Annotated in this window: 12 protein-coding genes; 7 read left to right on the top strand and 5 right to left on the bottom strand. The window is 70.4% G+C overall.

All coding sequences use genetic code 11. The features are described 5' to 3' along the window. Positions 1-174 precede the first annotated feature (174 nt). Entirely contained in the window at positions 175-1,050 is an 876-nt protein-coding gene (locus LDL49_RS30740; protein ID WP_225296001.1) for a helix-turn-helix transcriptional regulator, read from the top strand. Between the two features lie 101 nt (positions 1,051-1,151). On the opposite strand, the gene LDL49_RS30735 is transcribed toward LDL49_RS30740, so the two are convergent. The 4 genes from LDL49_RS30735 to LDL49_RS30720 form a co-directional block, all read right to left on the bottom strand. Next, on the bottom strand, positions 1,152-2,117 hold the full coding sequence (locus LDL49_RS30735) for a glycosyltransferase (RefSeq protein WP_225295999.1): 966 nt from the start codon (positions 2,115-2,117) through the stop codon (positions 1,152-1,154). Between the two features lie 57 nt (positions 2,118-2,174). Then, a complete protein-coding gene (locus LDL49_RS30730) occupies positions 2,175-3,380 on the bottom strand; it encodes an acyltransferase family protein (RefSeq protein ID WP_225295997.1) in 1,206 nt (401 codons plus the stop codon). Positions 3,381-3,555: 175 nt separating this feature from the next. After that, positions 3,556-5,190, bottom strand: a complete 1,635-nt coding sequence (locus LDL49_RS30725) for an LCP family protein (RefSeq protein ID WP_225295995.1) — start codon at positions 5,188-5,190, stop codon at positions 3,556-3,558. Positions 5,191-5,360: 170 nt separating this feature from the next. Further along, the gene (locus tag LDL49_RS30720; RefSeq protein WP_225295993.1) at positions 5,361-6,791 is read right to left on the bottom strand and encodes a glycosyltransferase family protein; all 1,431 of its coding nucleotides are present in this window, start codon (positions 6,789-6,791) and stop codon (positions 5,361-5,363) included. A gap of 157 nt (positions 6,792-6,948) precedes the next feature. On the opposite strand from LDL49_RS30720, the gene LDL49_RS30715 reads away from it, so the two are divergent. The 3 genes from LDL49_RS30715 to LDL49_RS30705 all read left to right on the top strand — a co-directional run bounded on the left by LDL49_RS30715 (position 6,949) and on the right by LDL49_RS30705 (position 11,017). Then, on the top strand, positions 6,949-8,976 hold the full coding sequence (locus tag LDL49_RS30715) for a hypothetical protein (RefSeq protein WP_225295991.1): 2,028 nt from the start codon (positions 6,949-6,951) through the stop codon (positions 8,974-8,976). An 84-nt stretch (positions 8,977-9,060) separates the two neighbouring features. Continuing rightward, the gene (locus tag LDL49_RS30710) at positions 9,061-9,954 is read left to right on the top strand and encodes a glycosyltransferase family 2 protein (RefSeq protein ID WP_225295988.1); all 894 of its coding nucleotides are present in this window, start codon (positions 9,061-9,063) and stop codon (positions 9,952-9,954) included. A 1-nt stretch (position 9,955) separates the two neighbouring features. Next, the gene (locus LDL49_RS30705; protein WP_225295986.1) at positions 9,956-11,017 is read left to right on the top strand and encodes a glycosyltransferase family 4 protein; all 1,062 of its coding nucleotides are present in this window, start codon (positions 9,956-9,958) and stop codon (positions 11,015-11,017) included. Here LDL49_RS30705 and LDL49_RS30700 read toward each other — a convergent pair. Next, positions 10,918-11,877 (bottom strand): lysylphosphatidylglycerol synthase transmembrane domain-containing protein, encoded by a 960-nt coding sequence (locus LDL49_RS30700; RefSeq protein ID WP_225295984.1) that lies wholly within the window; start codon positions 11,875-11,877, stop codon positions 10,918-10,920. The two genes, LDL49_RS30705 and LDL49_RS30700, sit on opposite strands and share 100 nt — an antisense overlap. Before the next feature lie 92 nt (positions 11,878-11,969). On the opposite strand from LDL49_RS30700, the gene LDL49_RS30695 reads away from it, so the two are divergent. From LDL49_RS30695 to LDL49_RS30685, 3 genes are all read left to right on the top strand, one after another. Next, on the top strand, positions 11,970-12,797 hold the full coding sequence (locus tag LDL49_RS30695; protein ID WP_225295982.1) for a class I SAM-dependent methyltransferase: 828 nt from the start codon (positions 11,970-11,972) through the stop codon (positions 12,795-12,797). Further along, on the top strand, positions 12,794-13,693 hold the full coding sequence (locus LDL49_RS30690) for a lysylphosphatidylglycerol synthase transmembrane domain-containing protein (RefSeq protein ID WP_225295980.1): 900 nt from the start codon (positions 12,794-12,796) through the stop codon (positions 13,691-13,693). Before LDL49_RS30695 ends, LDL49_RS30690 begins: the two co-directional genes overlap by 4 nt. 94 nt (positions 13,694-13,787) lie before the next feature. After that, a complete protein-coding gene (locus LDL49_RS30685) occupies positions 13,788-14,906 on the top strand; it encodes a glycosyltransferase family 4 protein (RefSeq protein WP_225295978.1) in 1,119 nt (372 codons plus the stop codon). Positions 14,907-14,925 lie beyond the last annotated feature (19 nt).

Here is a 14,925-nt window from a genome sequence, read left to right as displayed (position 1 = left end):
CCCCCGCAGGCGGGCGCGGCTCGAAACCGTCGCGAGCCCGGCCGGGCCCTCTGATCAGGCCGGGGCACTAGCCACTACCCATCAAAGGCGCTGGTCAGACGAGGTGGAAGGCACTGTCTAAAGGTGTAATGACAGGGCACCCCTCCCAGAAGGAAGCCCGCCTAACCTGGAAAAGTGGACAACCGCAGCGAGATCCGTGAGTTCCTGACCTCCCGCCGGGCCAGGATCAGCCCGCAGCAGGCCGGGCTGCCGTCCTCCGGCAGGCGGCGGGTGCCCGGCCTGCGCCGCGCCGAGGTCGCCCAGCTGGCCGGGGTCAGCGTGGAGTACTACTCCCGCCTGGAACGCGGTGATCTGTCCGGGGTCTCCGACAGCGTTCTGGACGCCCTGGCCCGCGCGCTGCGATTCAACGACGAAGAACGCACCCACCTGGAGGACCTGGCCCGCACCGCCGGGCAGGGCCCGCGCCGCCGGCGCCGCGCCGTCCCGCACACCGTGCGGCCCAGCGTGCAGCGGCTGCTGGACGCCATGACCGAAGCACCGGCCTTCGTCATGAACGGCCGCGGCGACGTCCTGGCCTTCAACACCCTCGGCCGCGCCCTGTACGCCCCCATGATCGACACCGCCCGCGGCGCCACCCCCAACCACGCCCGGTACATCTTCCTCGACGCCCGCTCCCACCACTTCTGGGGCGACTGGGACCGCGCCGCCGACGACACCGTCGCCCTCCTGCACGCCCAGGCCGGCCGCGACCCCTACGACAAGACCCTCACCGACCTGATCGGCGAGCTGTCCACCCGCAGCGACGACTTCCGCGCCCGCTGGGCCCGCCACGACGTCCGCCAGCACCACATAGGCGCCAAACCCTTCCACCACCCCGTGGTCGGCGACCTCCACCTCACCTACGAATCCCTCGCGCTGGCCGCCGACGATCTCACCCTGGTGGCCTACGGCACCGAACCCGGCAGCGACTCCGAGGACAAACTCCGCCTGCTGGCCAGCTGGGCCGCCACCCATACGTTCGTGCCCGACCCCGCGGCACCGTCGGCGTGACCGTCACCCCTGGTCCGCCCCCTAGACGGTCAGGGGAGTGGGCGGGGACGGTCAGAGTGGGGCGGGACGGTCAGAGTGGGCGGGCGCGCTGACTCCTGCCCCTAGACGGCTAGGGAGTGGGCGGGCGCGCTGACTCCCGCCCACCTCTCCATCCGGGCCACGAACTCCGCCGCGTGATCGGGCCAGTGGTGCCGCAGGCGGGCCTCCGCGTGGCCGCGCGCCCCCAGCGCCGCCCGCCGCGCGGGGTCCTCCTTGAGATCGAGTACGGCGTGTACGAGCGCGTCCACGTCGAGCGGCACCACGACCCCGCACCCGACGCGCTCGGCCATCGACCCGTGCGGCGTGGTGATGACCGGGAGCCCCCGGCCCATGTAGTCGAGGATCTTGGTCGGCGTCCTCGGGCCTGTCTCCGCCGACAGGGCCAGGCCGGCCAGGGCGCCCTCGGCCATGCGCAGGGCATGGCGGTTCGGGACGTACCCGAACCAGTCGAGCAGCCCGACCCGCTGCGCGTCTCGCAGCAGCGGCCGGATCTCCCGGTCACTGGCGCCGATCAGGTCCATCCGGATGCCGTACGGGACGAGTCGCTCGGCCAGCCCGATGAGCTCCGAGACGCCGCGCCCGGCGGACAGGCGCCCGATGTGCACCACCCTGGTGTTACCAGGAGGTGGAGGCTCCGCCGACACCAGGGTGGCTTCCGGCACCACGGCGGAGGTGATCACGTGGTGACGCCTCTCGGCTCGGGCCATCTGCCTGGCGGTGACCTGCTCCCGTACATCCCAGACAATGGGCGGGTGGTGGAAGGGCAGGGCGTGCAGTAGCCGGTGGTCGTGCAGCATCAGCAGGTCGGCGCGCTTGAGACCGCGCCTGAGCGCCGTCCGCGCCCGGCCGTAGCCGGCGTTGCGCGGCACGTCGATCGCGGTGACGCCCATCGCGGGCGTCACGTTGTAGTAGGTGAAGGGCGCGACGTAGGTCACCTCGTGGCCCGCGTCGAGCAGCGCCCGGATCTGCCTGTGCATGATCCGGGCGTCCTCGGGATGGTGGACGGTGGTGGCGACGCAAACCCGCATGCGGTCGATGCTGCGCGGTCACCCGGTCAACGGCGTAAATGCAGGGGGAATTGCCGCTTAACTTCCTGAAGGGCGGCGGTACAGCCAGGTTAGGCGAGGTTCAAGGACCCACTTGAACAGGGTGCGTGTCTCGGGAAGGCACAGCACGATGGCCAGGGCGAAACAGCTCGCACTGATCGCCAGCACCCCGAGCGGGCCGTGCAGCCAGGGCAGCTCCAGCCACCCCTGGTCCTTGGCGATGAGGACGGGGATGCCGTGGAGCAGGTAGCAGTAGAGGGTGCGAGTGCCGAGATCGGTGAACCACGTCTCACGCCTGGGCACCAGCGCCAGGACGGCATAGCTCATGGCCAGCCCGCAGATCAGCAACCCGGCGCGCACACCGAGGCCCATCCACCAGGACAGGTCCATGTCCTGGAAGCTGTGCTTGTAGTAGAAGGGCTTGAGCGGCGCCTTGGGCGCGATGAAGATGGACACCGCGGCGGCGCCGAGCACGACCACCACCGAGACGATCTTGATCCACCGGCGGTCGAGCAGCTCGAAGTGCTCGGGCTGCATCACGAGCCCGATGACGAAGAACGGCATCAGGCCGAAGAACCGGTCCATGCTGAAGTCACCGGAGATCTGCGAGAACCCGGCGAACAGGTAGATCGCGATCGCCACGGGGATCGGGTGCTTCATCCGCTTCCACACGGGTGTGGACAGTCGCCAGAACAGCAGCGCCAGCAGATACCAGTTGATCCACGCGGGATCGATGATCGTGAGACTCCACTTCTGCCCCAGGCCGAGCCGGACCAGCGCGTAGCCGACCTCCACGATCACGTACGGCACGACGAACGTGTCGACCAGTTTGTTGGTCTTGGCGTTGGAGTTCCAGAAATTTCTGGACAGATAGCCACTGATGAGCACGAACAGCGGCATGTGGAAGGTGTAGATGAAGATGTAGAGCGACCTGGCGGAGTCGGTGTTGAGCGTCGGCACCAGCGAGTGGCCGACGATCACGAACGCGATCAGGACGAACTTGACGTTGTCCAGATAAGGGTCGCGCTTCCGCTTGGGCGCCTCGGGCTGGGGCGATGGCTCCGGTTTGGGCTCCTCCTGCCCCGCCGCGGGCGGGGCGGTGCCGTGCGGATCCGTCTTCTCACTCCAGAAAGCCTCCTCCGGCAGCGGCCACTGAGCTCCTGTGCTCGCGGGACCGGTGGCCTCATCGGCGTCACCGGGGCCCTTGGGAGTCGTGGTCGGTGGGGAGTGCTTCGTGTCAGACACTACGGAGTCGCTCAGCTTCACTCGGGGTCGGGGGAACGCGACAGGCAGCACGCGGCACGCGTCCTTGATCGCGTGGGGCGAGCCCGCGTCGCCGACCGCAACACATTATCCCGGCCGCGAGGCTCCTGTCTCACTCGCGGTGTGAGAACACCCGGTTACACAGGGAACTTGGAGGTCAGGTGCAGACGTTCTTCTGCTTGTCGGCGGAGATCGTGCTGTTGGTGACGCTGTCGGGGAGTTTGGTGACCTTGACCGACTTGAAGTCCTCGCCGATGATCAGCTGGATCACGGGCGGGTTCGTGGTGGCCGGGGTCGTCGAGGGCACGGGCACCGGAGGGGTGTAGGCGTCGGTGGTGGTCGGCTTGAGCTTGCCCGCCGTCGGGGCCGGCTTGGGCTGCATCGCCTTGATCAGCACGTCGCTGTACGCGGTGCCGTCGGCCGCCTTCTTGGCGTAGCGGACCTGGGTGCTGGCCTGGCTCTTGCCGTCGGCGGCCAGGTAGTTGCCCACGCCCGTGACCTTGAAGCCCTCCTTGCTCAGCAGGTCGGCCACCTCGCGGGCCTTGCCCTGCGTCGTCGTGCCGTTGAGCACCTGGACCTGGACCTGCTCCGGCTTGAGGTTGATCTTGGGCTTGGTGGTGCCGGTCGTCGCCGCGGGCTCGGGCAGCTCGACGTCGCTCTTGATCGCGTTGAACAGGTCGTTGGCGTCGGGCTGCTTCCAGATCACCCGGTTCTTGTCCTCCGGGTCCGGCTGCCACGGGATCGTGGTGAACTTGACCCCGCCCGCCGTCATCTTCTGCGCGCTCTTGGCGATGTCGATGAGCTGAGCGGTGTCGTTGGCCAGCTCAGGGTCCATCGTCACCGACTTGGCCGTGGCCTTGATGAAGCCCGTGAGCTTGCCGATGTCGGTGAGGAGCTGGCTGCTGGTGGCCTTCTGCACGACCTTGCTCAGGAAGATCTGCTGGCGCTTGATCCGCTGGATGTCGCTGCCGTCACCGTAGTGGCGCAGCCGGACGTAGCCCAGCGCCTGCTCGCCGTTCAGCTTGCTGTTGCCCGGGGGCAGCTTCAGGTGGGAGTTCTTGTCGTCGACGCCGTTCTGGAGGCAGATCGTGATGCCGTCGAGGGCGTCGACGATGGCCTTGAAGCCGCTGAAGTCGACCTCGACGTAGTGGTCGATGCGGATGCCGGTGAGGGTCTCCAGCGTGGACATCGTGCAGGCGACCCCGCCCGAGCTGTACGCCGAGTTGATCATGTCGCGGCGGGCCGGCATCTCCTGCTTCGTGGTGTCGTTCTTGCACCTGGGGATCTGCACCATCGAGTCACGCGGGAAGCTGATGAGCCGCGCCTGGTCCCGGTTGGGCGAGATGTGCATCAGGATGATCGTGTCCGTGCGCTTGCCGCCGGCGTCGGCCGTCCTGGCGAGCTTCTGGCCGTACTTCGCGTTGCCCTTGCCCGCACGGGTGTCGGAGCCGACCAGCAGCACGTTGAGCGCGCCGGTGTCCGGAGGCCGGGGGGTGAGGATGTCTTCCTTGAAGCCCTTCTGGTTGATGTTGCTGAAGGCGTCGCGGTAGAGCGTGTAGCCGGTCAGCGCGCCGGCGACCATGAGCGAGGTGGTCGCGATGCTGATCCAGGCCAGCACGCGCATCTTGTTGCCACCGCTGTTGCCACCGCCGCGGTGGCCGCGGGGCGGCAGGTCCTCGGGTGGCGGCGGAGGAGGAGGGCTCGACGCCGCCGCCCGCCGCGACATCCGGCTGCCGGGCTGTGTAGAGGCGACCCTGCGGTCCTCCACGGACACGCTCCAATGGTCACTCATGCGCCCCCTCGCCCAGTCCGGTCGGCTCGGTCGTTCTGCGCCACGAGACTAGGTCACCGACGGCGTGCCCGCAGCCATGACCAAGAGAATCGACCGTGACTCAGGCGTGATGTTACCGGGCAAAAGCATACTCAGAGCTGGACATATCGTGGAATATCCTGGGCAAACTCTTAGGATTTGCCCAGGTCGAGGCGGGTGGCCAGGGCCGCCGCCAGGCAGGCCAGGGGTACGGCCGGCAGGACGTACCGGTAGTCGAACTCGGCCACCGCGGCGGGCATCACCAGCAGAAGTACCGACGTCGACCAGGGCAGCAGCCACATGGGCGGCTCGTAGGCCCCGCTCACGAGCCTGGAGCGGCGCCGCCTGATCGCCAGGGCGGGCGGGACGAGCAGGACGGCCAGCAGCACGGTGCCCGGCAGGCGGGCCATGTCCTGGTAGGCGCGCATCCAGCCGGCGTACGGCTCGACGACCTCGGTGCCGATCGGCCCCTGCTCGTAGCGCTTGCCCAGGTCGACGCCCAGCTGCGCGGCCCACCGGCCGGGCGGTGGCGGCGAGGTGGCGGGGAACTCGTAGTAGTCGTAGATCTCGTGGTCGGGATAGACCGGGCGGCCCCAGACGAACGAACGGCCCAGCTCCGACAGCACGGAGGCCGCGTAGTCGAGCGGCTGCTCGCGGATGGCCAGCGAGGCGAACCGGCCCGCCAGATCGTTGTTCTGCTCGGTGAACGTGATGTCGGGCAGCGCGACGAGGGGGGAGTCCTTGGCCCAGATGTACTCCTGTGAAGGCGGCCGCTGATCGGGCGGCCGGGGGTCGCAGAGCACCTTGAGGTCCGGCGGGGGGTCCATCTTGGCGCAGTCGGCGAACGACATCGTCCGGGCGTACAGGAACACGCCGTTCGCCCCGACGATGCCGACGCGCTGGTAGGAGGCGTAGAACCACCCCCCGTACGCGAGGATCGGCGCCAACGCGGCCACGACCACCACCCCGGCCAGCCCCACCCGCCTGCGCAGCAGGAACCAGGCCGCCACGATCACGATCAGCGGCTGGCCGACGGTCCTGGTGAGCGTGGCGGCGGCCAGCAGCAGCCCGACGGCGATCACCACGGGCCGGTCGGCCAGGGTGAGCGCGATCGCGGCGACGATCAGGAACATGAAGAGCGTGTCGGAGACGAGCAGGTGCTCCAGCTCGATCTGGTAGGCGTCCAGCAGCACCGGCACGGTGGCCAGCGTCGCCGCCCACCTGGGCGCCCGGCGCGCGCACCAGTAGACCAGCACGCCGGTGGCCAGGCCGAGCAGGTGCTGTACGGCGGTGACCGCGCCGAACGTGTGGAACGGTTCGAGCGCCTTCATGAAGGCCGGGTAGCCGGCGGGACGCACCAGGTCGGGGCGCGGGTGGAAGATGGTGACGACGTAGGTGTAGGAGTCGGGGAACCACAGGGCCGGGCGGTAGCCCAGCATCGTGACCACCCGCAGCGCGGCGCCGAGGGTCAGGACCGCCAGGAACCAGCCGTGCCGCCGCACCAGTGAGGCCGTCCGGGCGGGGTCGCCGGCGGGCGTCGCCTCCTCGACCTGTACGTTCTCCCGCTCCCGCTTCACCGGCACGTCGCGTACGCTACCCGCGTTTCGGACGATCTCGCGTAACCGCCCACACCGGGCGCGGTGCGCGGTCGCGCATAACCGCCCCACCCCGCCTTCTGGCGCGCCGGAGGCCCGTGGCAGCGTCACGGTGCCCGCGCGTTGGATACGCTCGCGATCACCGATGCGAATCGCCTGGCCGGACCGTACGCGCAGGCCGTCGGCGGGCCGGGTGCTCGCCGTGGTCTCGATCCTGCCTGCCCTGATCGTGGCCGGCTGGCTGCTCGCCGCGCTTCCGCTGCTGCTGGCGGGCCGGAACCAGCCGGTGCCCGCGCTGGTGCTCGGGGCGGTGGTCATCGGGCTGCTGTGCCGGTTCGCCGTTCGCGGGCCGCTGAAGGTCGTCGAGGCGACCGGGCGGCAGGTCGGCGCGGTCGTCGCCGTGGCGGTGGGGTCGGGCGTGTTCAACGCGATCACGCACACCGAGCAGCTGATCGTCAGGCGTGACCCCGCCACGTACGCGCAGTACGCCGTCTGGCTGGCCCGGCACGGCTCGCTGCCGATCACCCCGCAGGTGGAGGCGTTCGGCGGGCCCGATCCGGCGCTGCTGTTCGACAGCATCGGGTTCTACCCCGCGGACGGGGCGGTGGTGCCGCAGTTCATGCCGGGACCGCCGCTGCTGTTCGCCGCGGGCGACTGGCTCGGCGGCATGCTCCTGACACCGGCCGTGCTGGGGGCGCTGGCCGTGCTCACGCTGGCGGGGGTGGTGGGCCGGCTCGCCGGTGGGCGCTGGGCGCCGGTGGCGGCGCTGGCCTTCGCGGTGAGTTTGCCGGTCCTCTACACCTCGCGGACCACCTTCAGCGAGATCCCCTCGCTGGTGCTGCTGTTCGGCGGCCTGGCCCTGGTCCATGACGCCCTGGCGCGGGAGGGCAGGTCGCGGGGCTGGGCAGCGGCACTGGGCGGGCTGGTGTTCGGGCTGGCCGTGCTGGTCAGGATCGACGGGCTGCGTGACGTGCTGCCGGTCCTGGCGTTCGCTGGGGCGCTGATCGCCTGGCGGCGCCTCGGCCGGCCCCAGGGTGCGCTCGGGCCGCCGCTTCTGGCCGGGCTCGCGGCCGGTGCCGGGTTGGGGCTGCTGGCGGCGTACGTGCTGGCGCGGCCGTATCTGTCCTATCTGTCCAAGTCGCTCAATCCATTGCTGGCCATCTGCGCCGCCGTTCTCCTGCTCACCCTGGCCGGTACGCTCGCCGCGCCCCGGCTGGCCCGGATCCGGCTGCCCGGGTGGCTGCCGGACGTGGGGGCCGGGCTGGTCGTGCTGGTCGTGGCGGGGCTGGCCGTGCGACCGTGGCTGCAGACCGTGACGCGGGTGGCCACGACGCCGGAAGACCGGCTCACCGCCGAGTTCATCCGACAGACGCAGAAGAACAACGGACTGCCCGTCGACGGCACCCGGCTCTACTCGGAACTGTCGCTGCACTGGGTGAGCTGGTACGTCGGCATCCCCGTGATCGTCCTGGCCACGCTCGCCGCGGCGGTGCTGGTGCGGCGGCTGCTCAGGAACGGCTCCCCGGCCGAGTGGCTGCTGCCGCTGGCCGTCATCGGCTGGACCACGGTGACCACGCTGCTGCGCCCGGAGATCACCCCCGACCATCCGTGGGCCGCGCGCCGGCTGGTCCCGGTGGTGATCCCCGGGATGATCCTGCTGGCGGTGTGGGGGCTGGAGTGGGTGCGCACCCGGGCGCCCATGCGCGGGTACGGCCGATGGATCGGCGTCGTGGGCGCCCTGCTCATCCTGGTGCCACCGACCATCACCTCGATCGGGACCGCGTTCACCCCGGTGGAGCGGGGCGAGCGGGCGGCCGTCGAGGCGATGTGCGCCAAGATCCCGCCGAACGCCTCGGTGCTGATCGTCGAGCGGGTGACGGCCAACCGGTTCACCCAGGTCGTCCGGGGCATGTGCGACCGCCCGACGGCCCGGGTTCTGGTGGAGGCCGGGAAGAATACGGCAAAGGAAGAAGACGTGCGCCGCCTGATCGATCGCGTCCGCGCCGTCGGCCGCGTCCCCGTCGTGCTGGCGGCCGAAGCGGTCCAGGTCGCCCCGTACGGCCCGAAGACGCAGGTCATGGCCCTGGTCTCCCGGCAGGACGAGCGCTCGCTCGTCGACGCGCCGAACGGCACCTGGAAGTTCGCCATCACCGTGTGGATGGCCGTTGCCTGACCTGTGTGTGGACTTTTCTCCCTGCTGGGCAGAGTACCCTCGACGCACGTGAGCACGTCTGAGACCCCCCAGAGTGGAAACGCCGTGGAAGAAGCGCCATACGTCACGATCGTCCTGCCCTGTTACAACGAGCAGGATCACGTCATCGACGAGGTCGAGCGCATCACCAAGGCGATGGACTCCAGCGGCTACACCTACGAGCTGGTAGCGGTCGACGACTGCTCCACCGACGAGACGCTGGCCAGGCTGCAGGAGGCCGCGCCCCGGTTCGAGCACCTGCGGATCCGCGCCTTCCACCGCAACGGCGGGTCGGGCACCGTGCGCCGCATCGGCACGCAGGAGGCCAGGGGCGAGATCGTCGTCTGGACCGACGCCGACATGACCTACCCCAACGAGCGCATCCCCGAGCTGGTCCAGATCCTGGAGAAGGACAAGACCGTCGACCAGGTCGTCGGCGCCCGCACCAGCGAGGAGGGGTCGCACAAGCTGCTGCGCGTGCCGGCCAAGTGGGTGATCCGCAAGGTGGCCGAGCAGCTCGCCGGGCAGAAGATCCCCGACCTCAACTCCGGGCTGCGCGCGTTCCGCAAGTCGGTGGCCAAGCCCTACCTGCGGCTGCTGCCGCCCGGGTTCTCCTGCGTCACGACGATCACGCTGTCGTTCCTGTCGAACCAGCACGACGTCTACTACATGCCGATCGGCTACGCCAAGCGGGCGGGCACGTCGAAGTTCAGCTTCGTCTCCGACGCCTACCGCTACATCCTGCAGGTGCTGCGGATGATCATGTACTTCAACCCGCTCAAGGTGCTCATGCCGCCCGCGTTGTGGCTGGTGGCGATCGGGTTCGTCAAGGGGATCTGGGACATGATCCAGCACCCGTTCTACTTTCCGGCCAACACCGTCATGATCTTCCTGTCGGGCCTGCTCATCGGGTCCGTGGCGCTGCTGGCCGACCTGATCGTGCGGTCGCGGGGCGAATAGCGTGCGCATCGCCATCGTCGGCCCCACCTATCCCTACAAAGGGGGCGGGGCGCAGCACACCACCGAGCTGGCGCACCGGCTGACGGCGCTGGGCCACGACGTGGTGATCGAGTCCTGGCGGGCGCAATACCCGGCCTTCCTCTATCCGGGGCAGCAGACGATAACGGCGCCCGAGGGCACTCCCTTCCCGAAGACGCTGCGCCGGCTCGACTGGCGCAATCCCGCGGGCTGGGTGGCCTGCGGGCGCCGGCTGCGCTCGGCCGACCTGGTGATCCTGGCCGTCCTGAGCCCGGTGCAGGTCCCGGCCTACCTCGGCATCCTGTACGGCCTGGGCGGCAAGGCCAGGACCGTCGCCCTGTGCCACAACGTGCTGCCGCACGAGCGCAAGCCCTACGACCGGCCGCTGATGAAGGCGCTGCTCAACCGGGTCGACGCCGTGCTCACCCACTCCGGCGAGCAGGCGGAGCTGGCGGCGTCCCTGACCGGCAAGCCGGTGAGCGTGGCAGGGCTGCCGCCGCATCTGCCGTCCACGACCGGGGAGCGCTCCGCCGAGGTGCACGGGCGGCTGCTGTTCTTCGGCATCGTCCGGCCGTACAAGGGGCTCGACCTGCTGCTGCGCGCCCTGCCGGAGGGGGTCGGGCTGACCGTGGCGGGTGAGTTCTGGGGCGGCCTCGACGGGACCCAGGCGTTGATCGGTGAGCTGGGCATCGCCGACCGGGTGGAGCTGCGGCCCGGTTACGTGGCCGCCGAGGACGTGCCGAAGCTGTTCGCCTCGGCGGACGCACTCGTCCTGCCCTACCGCACCGCGACCGCCAGCCAGAACGTCTGGCTCGGGCACGAGCACGGCGTGCCGGTGATCGCGACCCGCGTCGGCGCGCTCGCCGACCACATCACGGACGGCGTCGACGGGCTGCTGGTCGAGCCGGACGACGTCGAGGCGCTCAACGCGGCGATCAAGCGGTTCTACGCCCCCGGCGAGCCCGAACGGTTGCGGTCGGGCGTCAAGGCGGTCGATCCGGAGCCGTTCTGGTCGTCGTACTCCGCGGTGCTCCTCGACGCCTGACGGCCCAGCAGGAAGGCGATGCCCGCGGCGACGGCGTCGCCCAGGGTGAACGCCAGCCGCGACACCACCGCCACCGCGTAGGCCGGGCCGGTGCCGATCAGCGGCGAGAGCACGAGGATCATGGCGCCCTCGCGCACCCCGACCCCGGCGGGCACGACGAACGTCAGCAGCCCGGTGGCCCAGGCGAACGCGTAGGCCCCGGTCGCCACCACGTAGAGGTCCCACCTGCCGGACAGCAGCCAGGTGTGCAGGCCGTACACGAACCAGCCCAGGGCGGTCCAGCCCACCGCGACCAGCACCGTACGTCCGGGCAGCACGCTTTCGAGCGGCTCCTTGCGCGCCAGGCGCAGGGCCAGGTTGAGACCCCAGGCGAGCACCTTGGGATGCAGGCACACGATGATCACGGGGACCAGCAGCAGGAGGTACCACGCCTGGCGCACGGCCTGCTGCGTCGCCAGCGTCGCGGCGGCGATCGACAGCGCGACCCCCAGGTTGATCACCAGGGACAGCGAGATGCAGGCGAACGTCCGGCGCGGCGGGCTGCCGTGGTCGCGGCCCAGCTCCATCATCGCCGCGTACGCCCAGACCGAGCCGGGGATGTACTTGCCCAGCTGCCCCACGAACATGATCCGCCCGGCCACCGGCAACGGCAGCGGCGACCCGAGCCCGGCCAGCACCCTGCGCCAGGCGAGCAGCATGCAGAACTGGCCGGCCAGCACCGCGCCGAACGCCCCGAGCACCGCCCACGGCGACAACGCGGTCACGGCCGCGGTGGTCTCACCCCAGTTCCTGGCCAGTCCGTAGCCGAGGAAACCGAGCGCGACCAGCGCGAGGAAGACGCGCAGCAGGCGGCGGAGCATTGGCCAAGGCTAACCGCGCGCGGCCGGGTATAGCCAGACGATCGGGTCGTCGATCGTTCAGCGCCTCTCGCACGCGGGTACTGTTGGGCGGCGTGGGTAAGGAACGGGTCGCACAGCTGGAGTACTCCGAGTTCCAGTCGGCGATGCTCGACGAGGAGAAACGCCGGCGCAAGGCCGCCAAGATCATCGCGGTGGTGGAGCACTTCCACGGCCCGCTCGGCGGGCTGACCGTCGGCGACGTCGGCTGCTCGGCCGGGTTCATCGCCGACGAGCTGGCCGGCGCAGGGGCCGAGCACACGCTGGGCATCGACATCGACGTGCCCGGGCTGCGCAAGGCGGCCGACCGGTTCGGCGAGCGGGTGGCGTTCGTCTGCGGCGACGGCACCGCGCTGCCCTTCCCCGACGGCTCGCTCGACGTGCTGGTGTTCAACCACATCTACGAGCACGTGGTCGACCCTGACGCCGTGGTCGCCGAGATGCACCGGGTGCTGTCCGACGACGGCGTGCTCTACCTGGGGCTGGGCAACCGGCTCGGCATCATGGAGCCGCACTACAAGCTGCCGTTCCTGTCCTACCTGCCGCCCGCGCTGGCCGACCGCTACGTGCGCGCCTCCGGTCGCGCCGACCACTACTACGAGCGCTTCCGCACCCGGCGTGGGCTGCGCCGGATGCTGCGGGCCTTCCATGTGTGGGACTACACCTTCCCGGTGCTGGCGACGCCCACCCGGTTCGCCGGGTCCGAGCTGTTCCCCGGCGCGCTGGGCCGCGTGGTGCAGGCCGTGCTGGCGCGCACTCCGCGCGCGGTGCTGCGCCTGCTCCTGCCGATCGTGCCCACCTACCTGTGGGTGGCGACGAAGACGCCCCGGCGCCCGGCGGGCGCCGCCCTCCCGCAGCCGCCCGAGCGGGTCCGCCCGCTGTGAGCACCATCAAACCCGGCACATCCGGCAAGGCGCCCGTGGCGCGCAAGGCCGTGCGGTTCGGGTTCCTGCTGGTCGCCCTCGGGTTCGGCGGGTGGGCCGTGGCGTCGCAGTGGGACGCCGTGGTCGCCGGGTTCGCCCGGCTGAGCTGGCCGCTGCTCGCCGCCTCCCTGATCGGGGTGGTGGCCGCGCTGCTGTGCGCCATGATGACCTGGCGCACCCTGCTGGCCGACCTCGGCTCACCACTGCCCCTGCGCCCCGCCGCCAAGGTGTTCTTCGTCGGCCAGCTCGGCAAGTACATCCCCGGCGCGGTCTGGCCGGTCCTGGCCCAGATGGAGATGGGCCGCGACCTCGGCGTGCCCCGCCCGCGCAGCGCGGCGGCGTTCTTCCTGATGATGCCGATCCAGCTGGCCAGCGGCCTGCTCGTCACGCTGGCCACGCTCGGCTGGGACCGGTTCGGCTGGCTGCTGCTCCTCGTCCCCGTGCTGCTGGTGCTGCTGGAGCCCAAGGTGATCAACGGGCTGATCGGGTTCGGGCTGCGTAAGCTCAAGCGCGAGCCCCTCGAACGCCGGCTGACCCGGCGCGGCATGCTCACCGCGCTCGGCTGGGCCCTGGCCGGCTGGATCTCCTACGGCGTGCACCTCTACTTCATCGTGCCGCAGAGCGGCCTGCTCTTCGCCATCGGCGCCTTCGCCCTGTCGTGGTCCCTGGGCATCATGTCGTTCGTCGTTCCCGCCGGTGCCGGTGTGCGGGAAGTGGTCATGGTGGGCGTGCTGTCGCCGGTGATGCCCTCGGGGCCGGCTATCGCCGTGGCTCTTTCATCGCGGATAGTCATCATCATTGGCGACCTGATCTGCGCGGGTATGGCGGGAATCGCAGCTCGGCGCGACTCGGTGTGATTTGGACCACGATTTGGGGCTCAGTGGTCATAAGCTGAACCGTAGAGGGGGGCGAAAGGTCCCACGTTGATCTTGAGGGGAGAAGATCTTCGTAATGCCTCGAGTGCTCGTCGACGCCGCGGCGGTCCCCGCGGACCGTGGGGCGTTGATCAGATACGTGGACGGGCTCGTCGCCGGTCTCGACCGAGCGGGTGCCGACCTCGCGGTGGTCTGCCAGCGCGCCGACGCCGACCGTTATGGGCGGCTCGCGCCCTCGGCGCGGATCATGCCTGGTCCCGTCGCCATCACCAACCGGGCCGCCAGGCTCGCCTGGGAGCAGACCGGAGTGCCGCTGCTCGCCCGCCAGGCGGGGGCGCAGGTCATCCACGCCCCCTACTACTCGATGCCGATCCGCGCGGGCCTGCCCACGGTGGTGACGGTGCACGACGTCACCTGGTTCACCGAGCCCGACCAGCACAGCGCGGTCCGGGCGTCGTTCTTCCGGTCCGCCACCCGTACCTCCGTACGTCACGCCACCCGCGTCATCGTGCCGTCCAAGGCGACCAGGGACGAGCTGATCCGCGTGCTCGCCGCCGATCCGACCCGCATCGACGTCGCCTACCACGGCGTGGACCACCGGCTCTTCCACCCGCCTGCAGAGGCCGAGATGCTCCGCGCGGCCACCAGGTGCGGCCTGCACGGCCAGCCGTACGTGGCCTTCCTCGGCGCGCTCGATCCGCGCAAGAACGTGCCCAACCTGATCCGCGGCTTCGCCATGGCCGTCAAGAGCCTGGACCACCCGCCCGCGCTGGTGCTCGGCGGCGGGGTTCACGAGGACGACGTCGACGCGGCCTGCCGGGAGGTCGAGGCCACCGTCAAGGTGGTGCGGCCGGGCTACCTGAGCATTCCGGACCTGCCGGGGTTCCTCGGCGGGGCGCTCGTGGTGGCGTTCCCGTCGCGCGGCGAGGGGTTCGGGCTGCCCGTGCTGGAGGCGATGGCCTGCGGCGCGCCGGTGCTCACCACCCACCGCACCTCGCTGCCCGAGGTGGGCGGCGACGCGGTCGCCTACACCGAGCCCGACGCCGACAGCATCGCCACAGAGCTGGGCCAGCTGCTCGCCTCCACCGAGCGGCGGCACCAGCTACGTGAGGCCGGTCTGGCCAGAGCCCGCGAGTTCACCTGGGAGGCGTCCGTGGAGGCGCATCTCAGCTCCTACCAGCGCGCGATCGAATAGTCAGATAACCTCACCGAGT

Source organism: Nonomuraea aurantiaca (genome assembly GCF_020215705.1).
Taxonomy (GTDB): domain Bacteria; phylum Actinomycetota; class Actinomycetes; order Streptosporangiales; family Streptosporangiaceae; genus Nonomuraea; species Nonomuraea aurantiaca.
The sequence above is the reverse complement of the archived record's forward strand: the minus strand, read 5'-3'. Positions and strand labels throughout refer to the sequence as shown.

Excerpts from the sequence above, each read along its gene's own strand:
- LDL49_RS30725 (WP_225295995.1), bottom strand. The coding sequence starts at position 5,190 with ATGAGTGACCATTGGAGCGTGTCCGTGGAGGACCGCAGGGTCGCCTCT.
- LDL49_RS30735 (WP_225295999.1), bottom strand. The coding sequence starts at position 2,117 with ATGCGGGTTTGCGTCGCCACCACCGTCCACCATCCCGAGGACGCCCGG.
- LDL49_RS30685 (WP_225295978.1), top strand. The coding sequence starts at position 13,788 with ATGCCTCGAGTGCTCGTCGACGCCGCGGCGGTCCCCGCGGACCGTGGG.
- LDL49_RS30715 (WP_225295991.1), top strand. The coding sequence starts at position 6,949 with ATGCGAATCGCCTGGCCGGACCGTACGCGCAGGCCGTCGGCGGGCCGG.
- LDL49_RS30700 (WP_225295984.1), bottom strand. The coding sequence starts at position 11,877 with ATGCTCCGCCGCCTGCTGCGCGTCTTCCTCGCGCTGGTCGCGCTCGGT.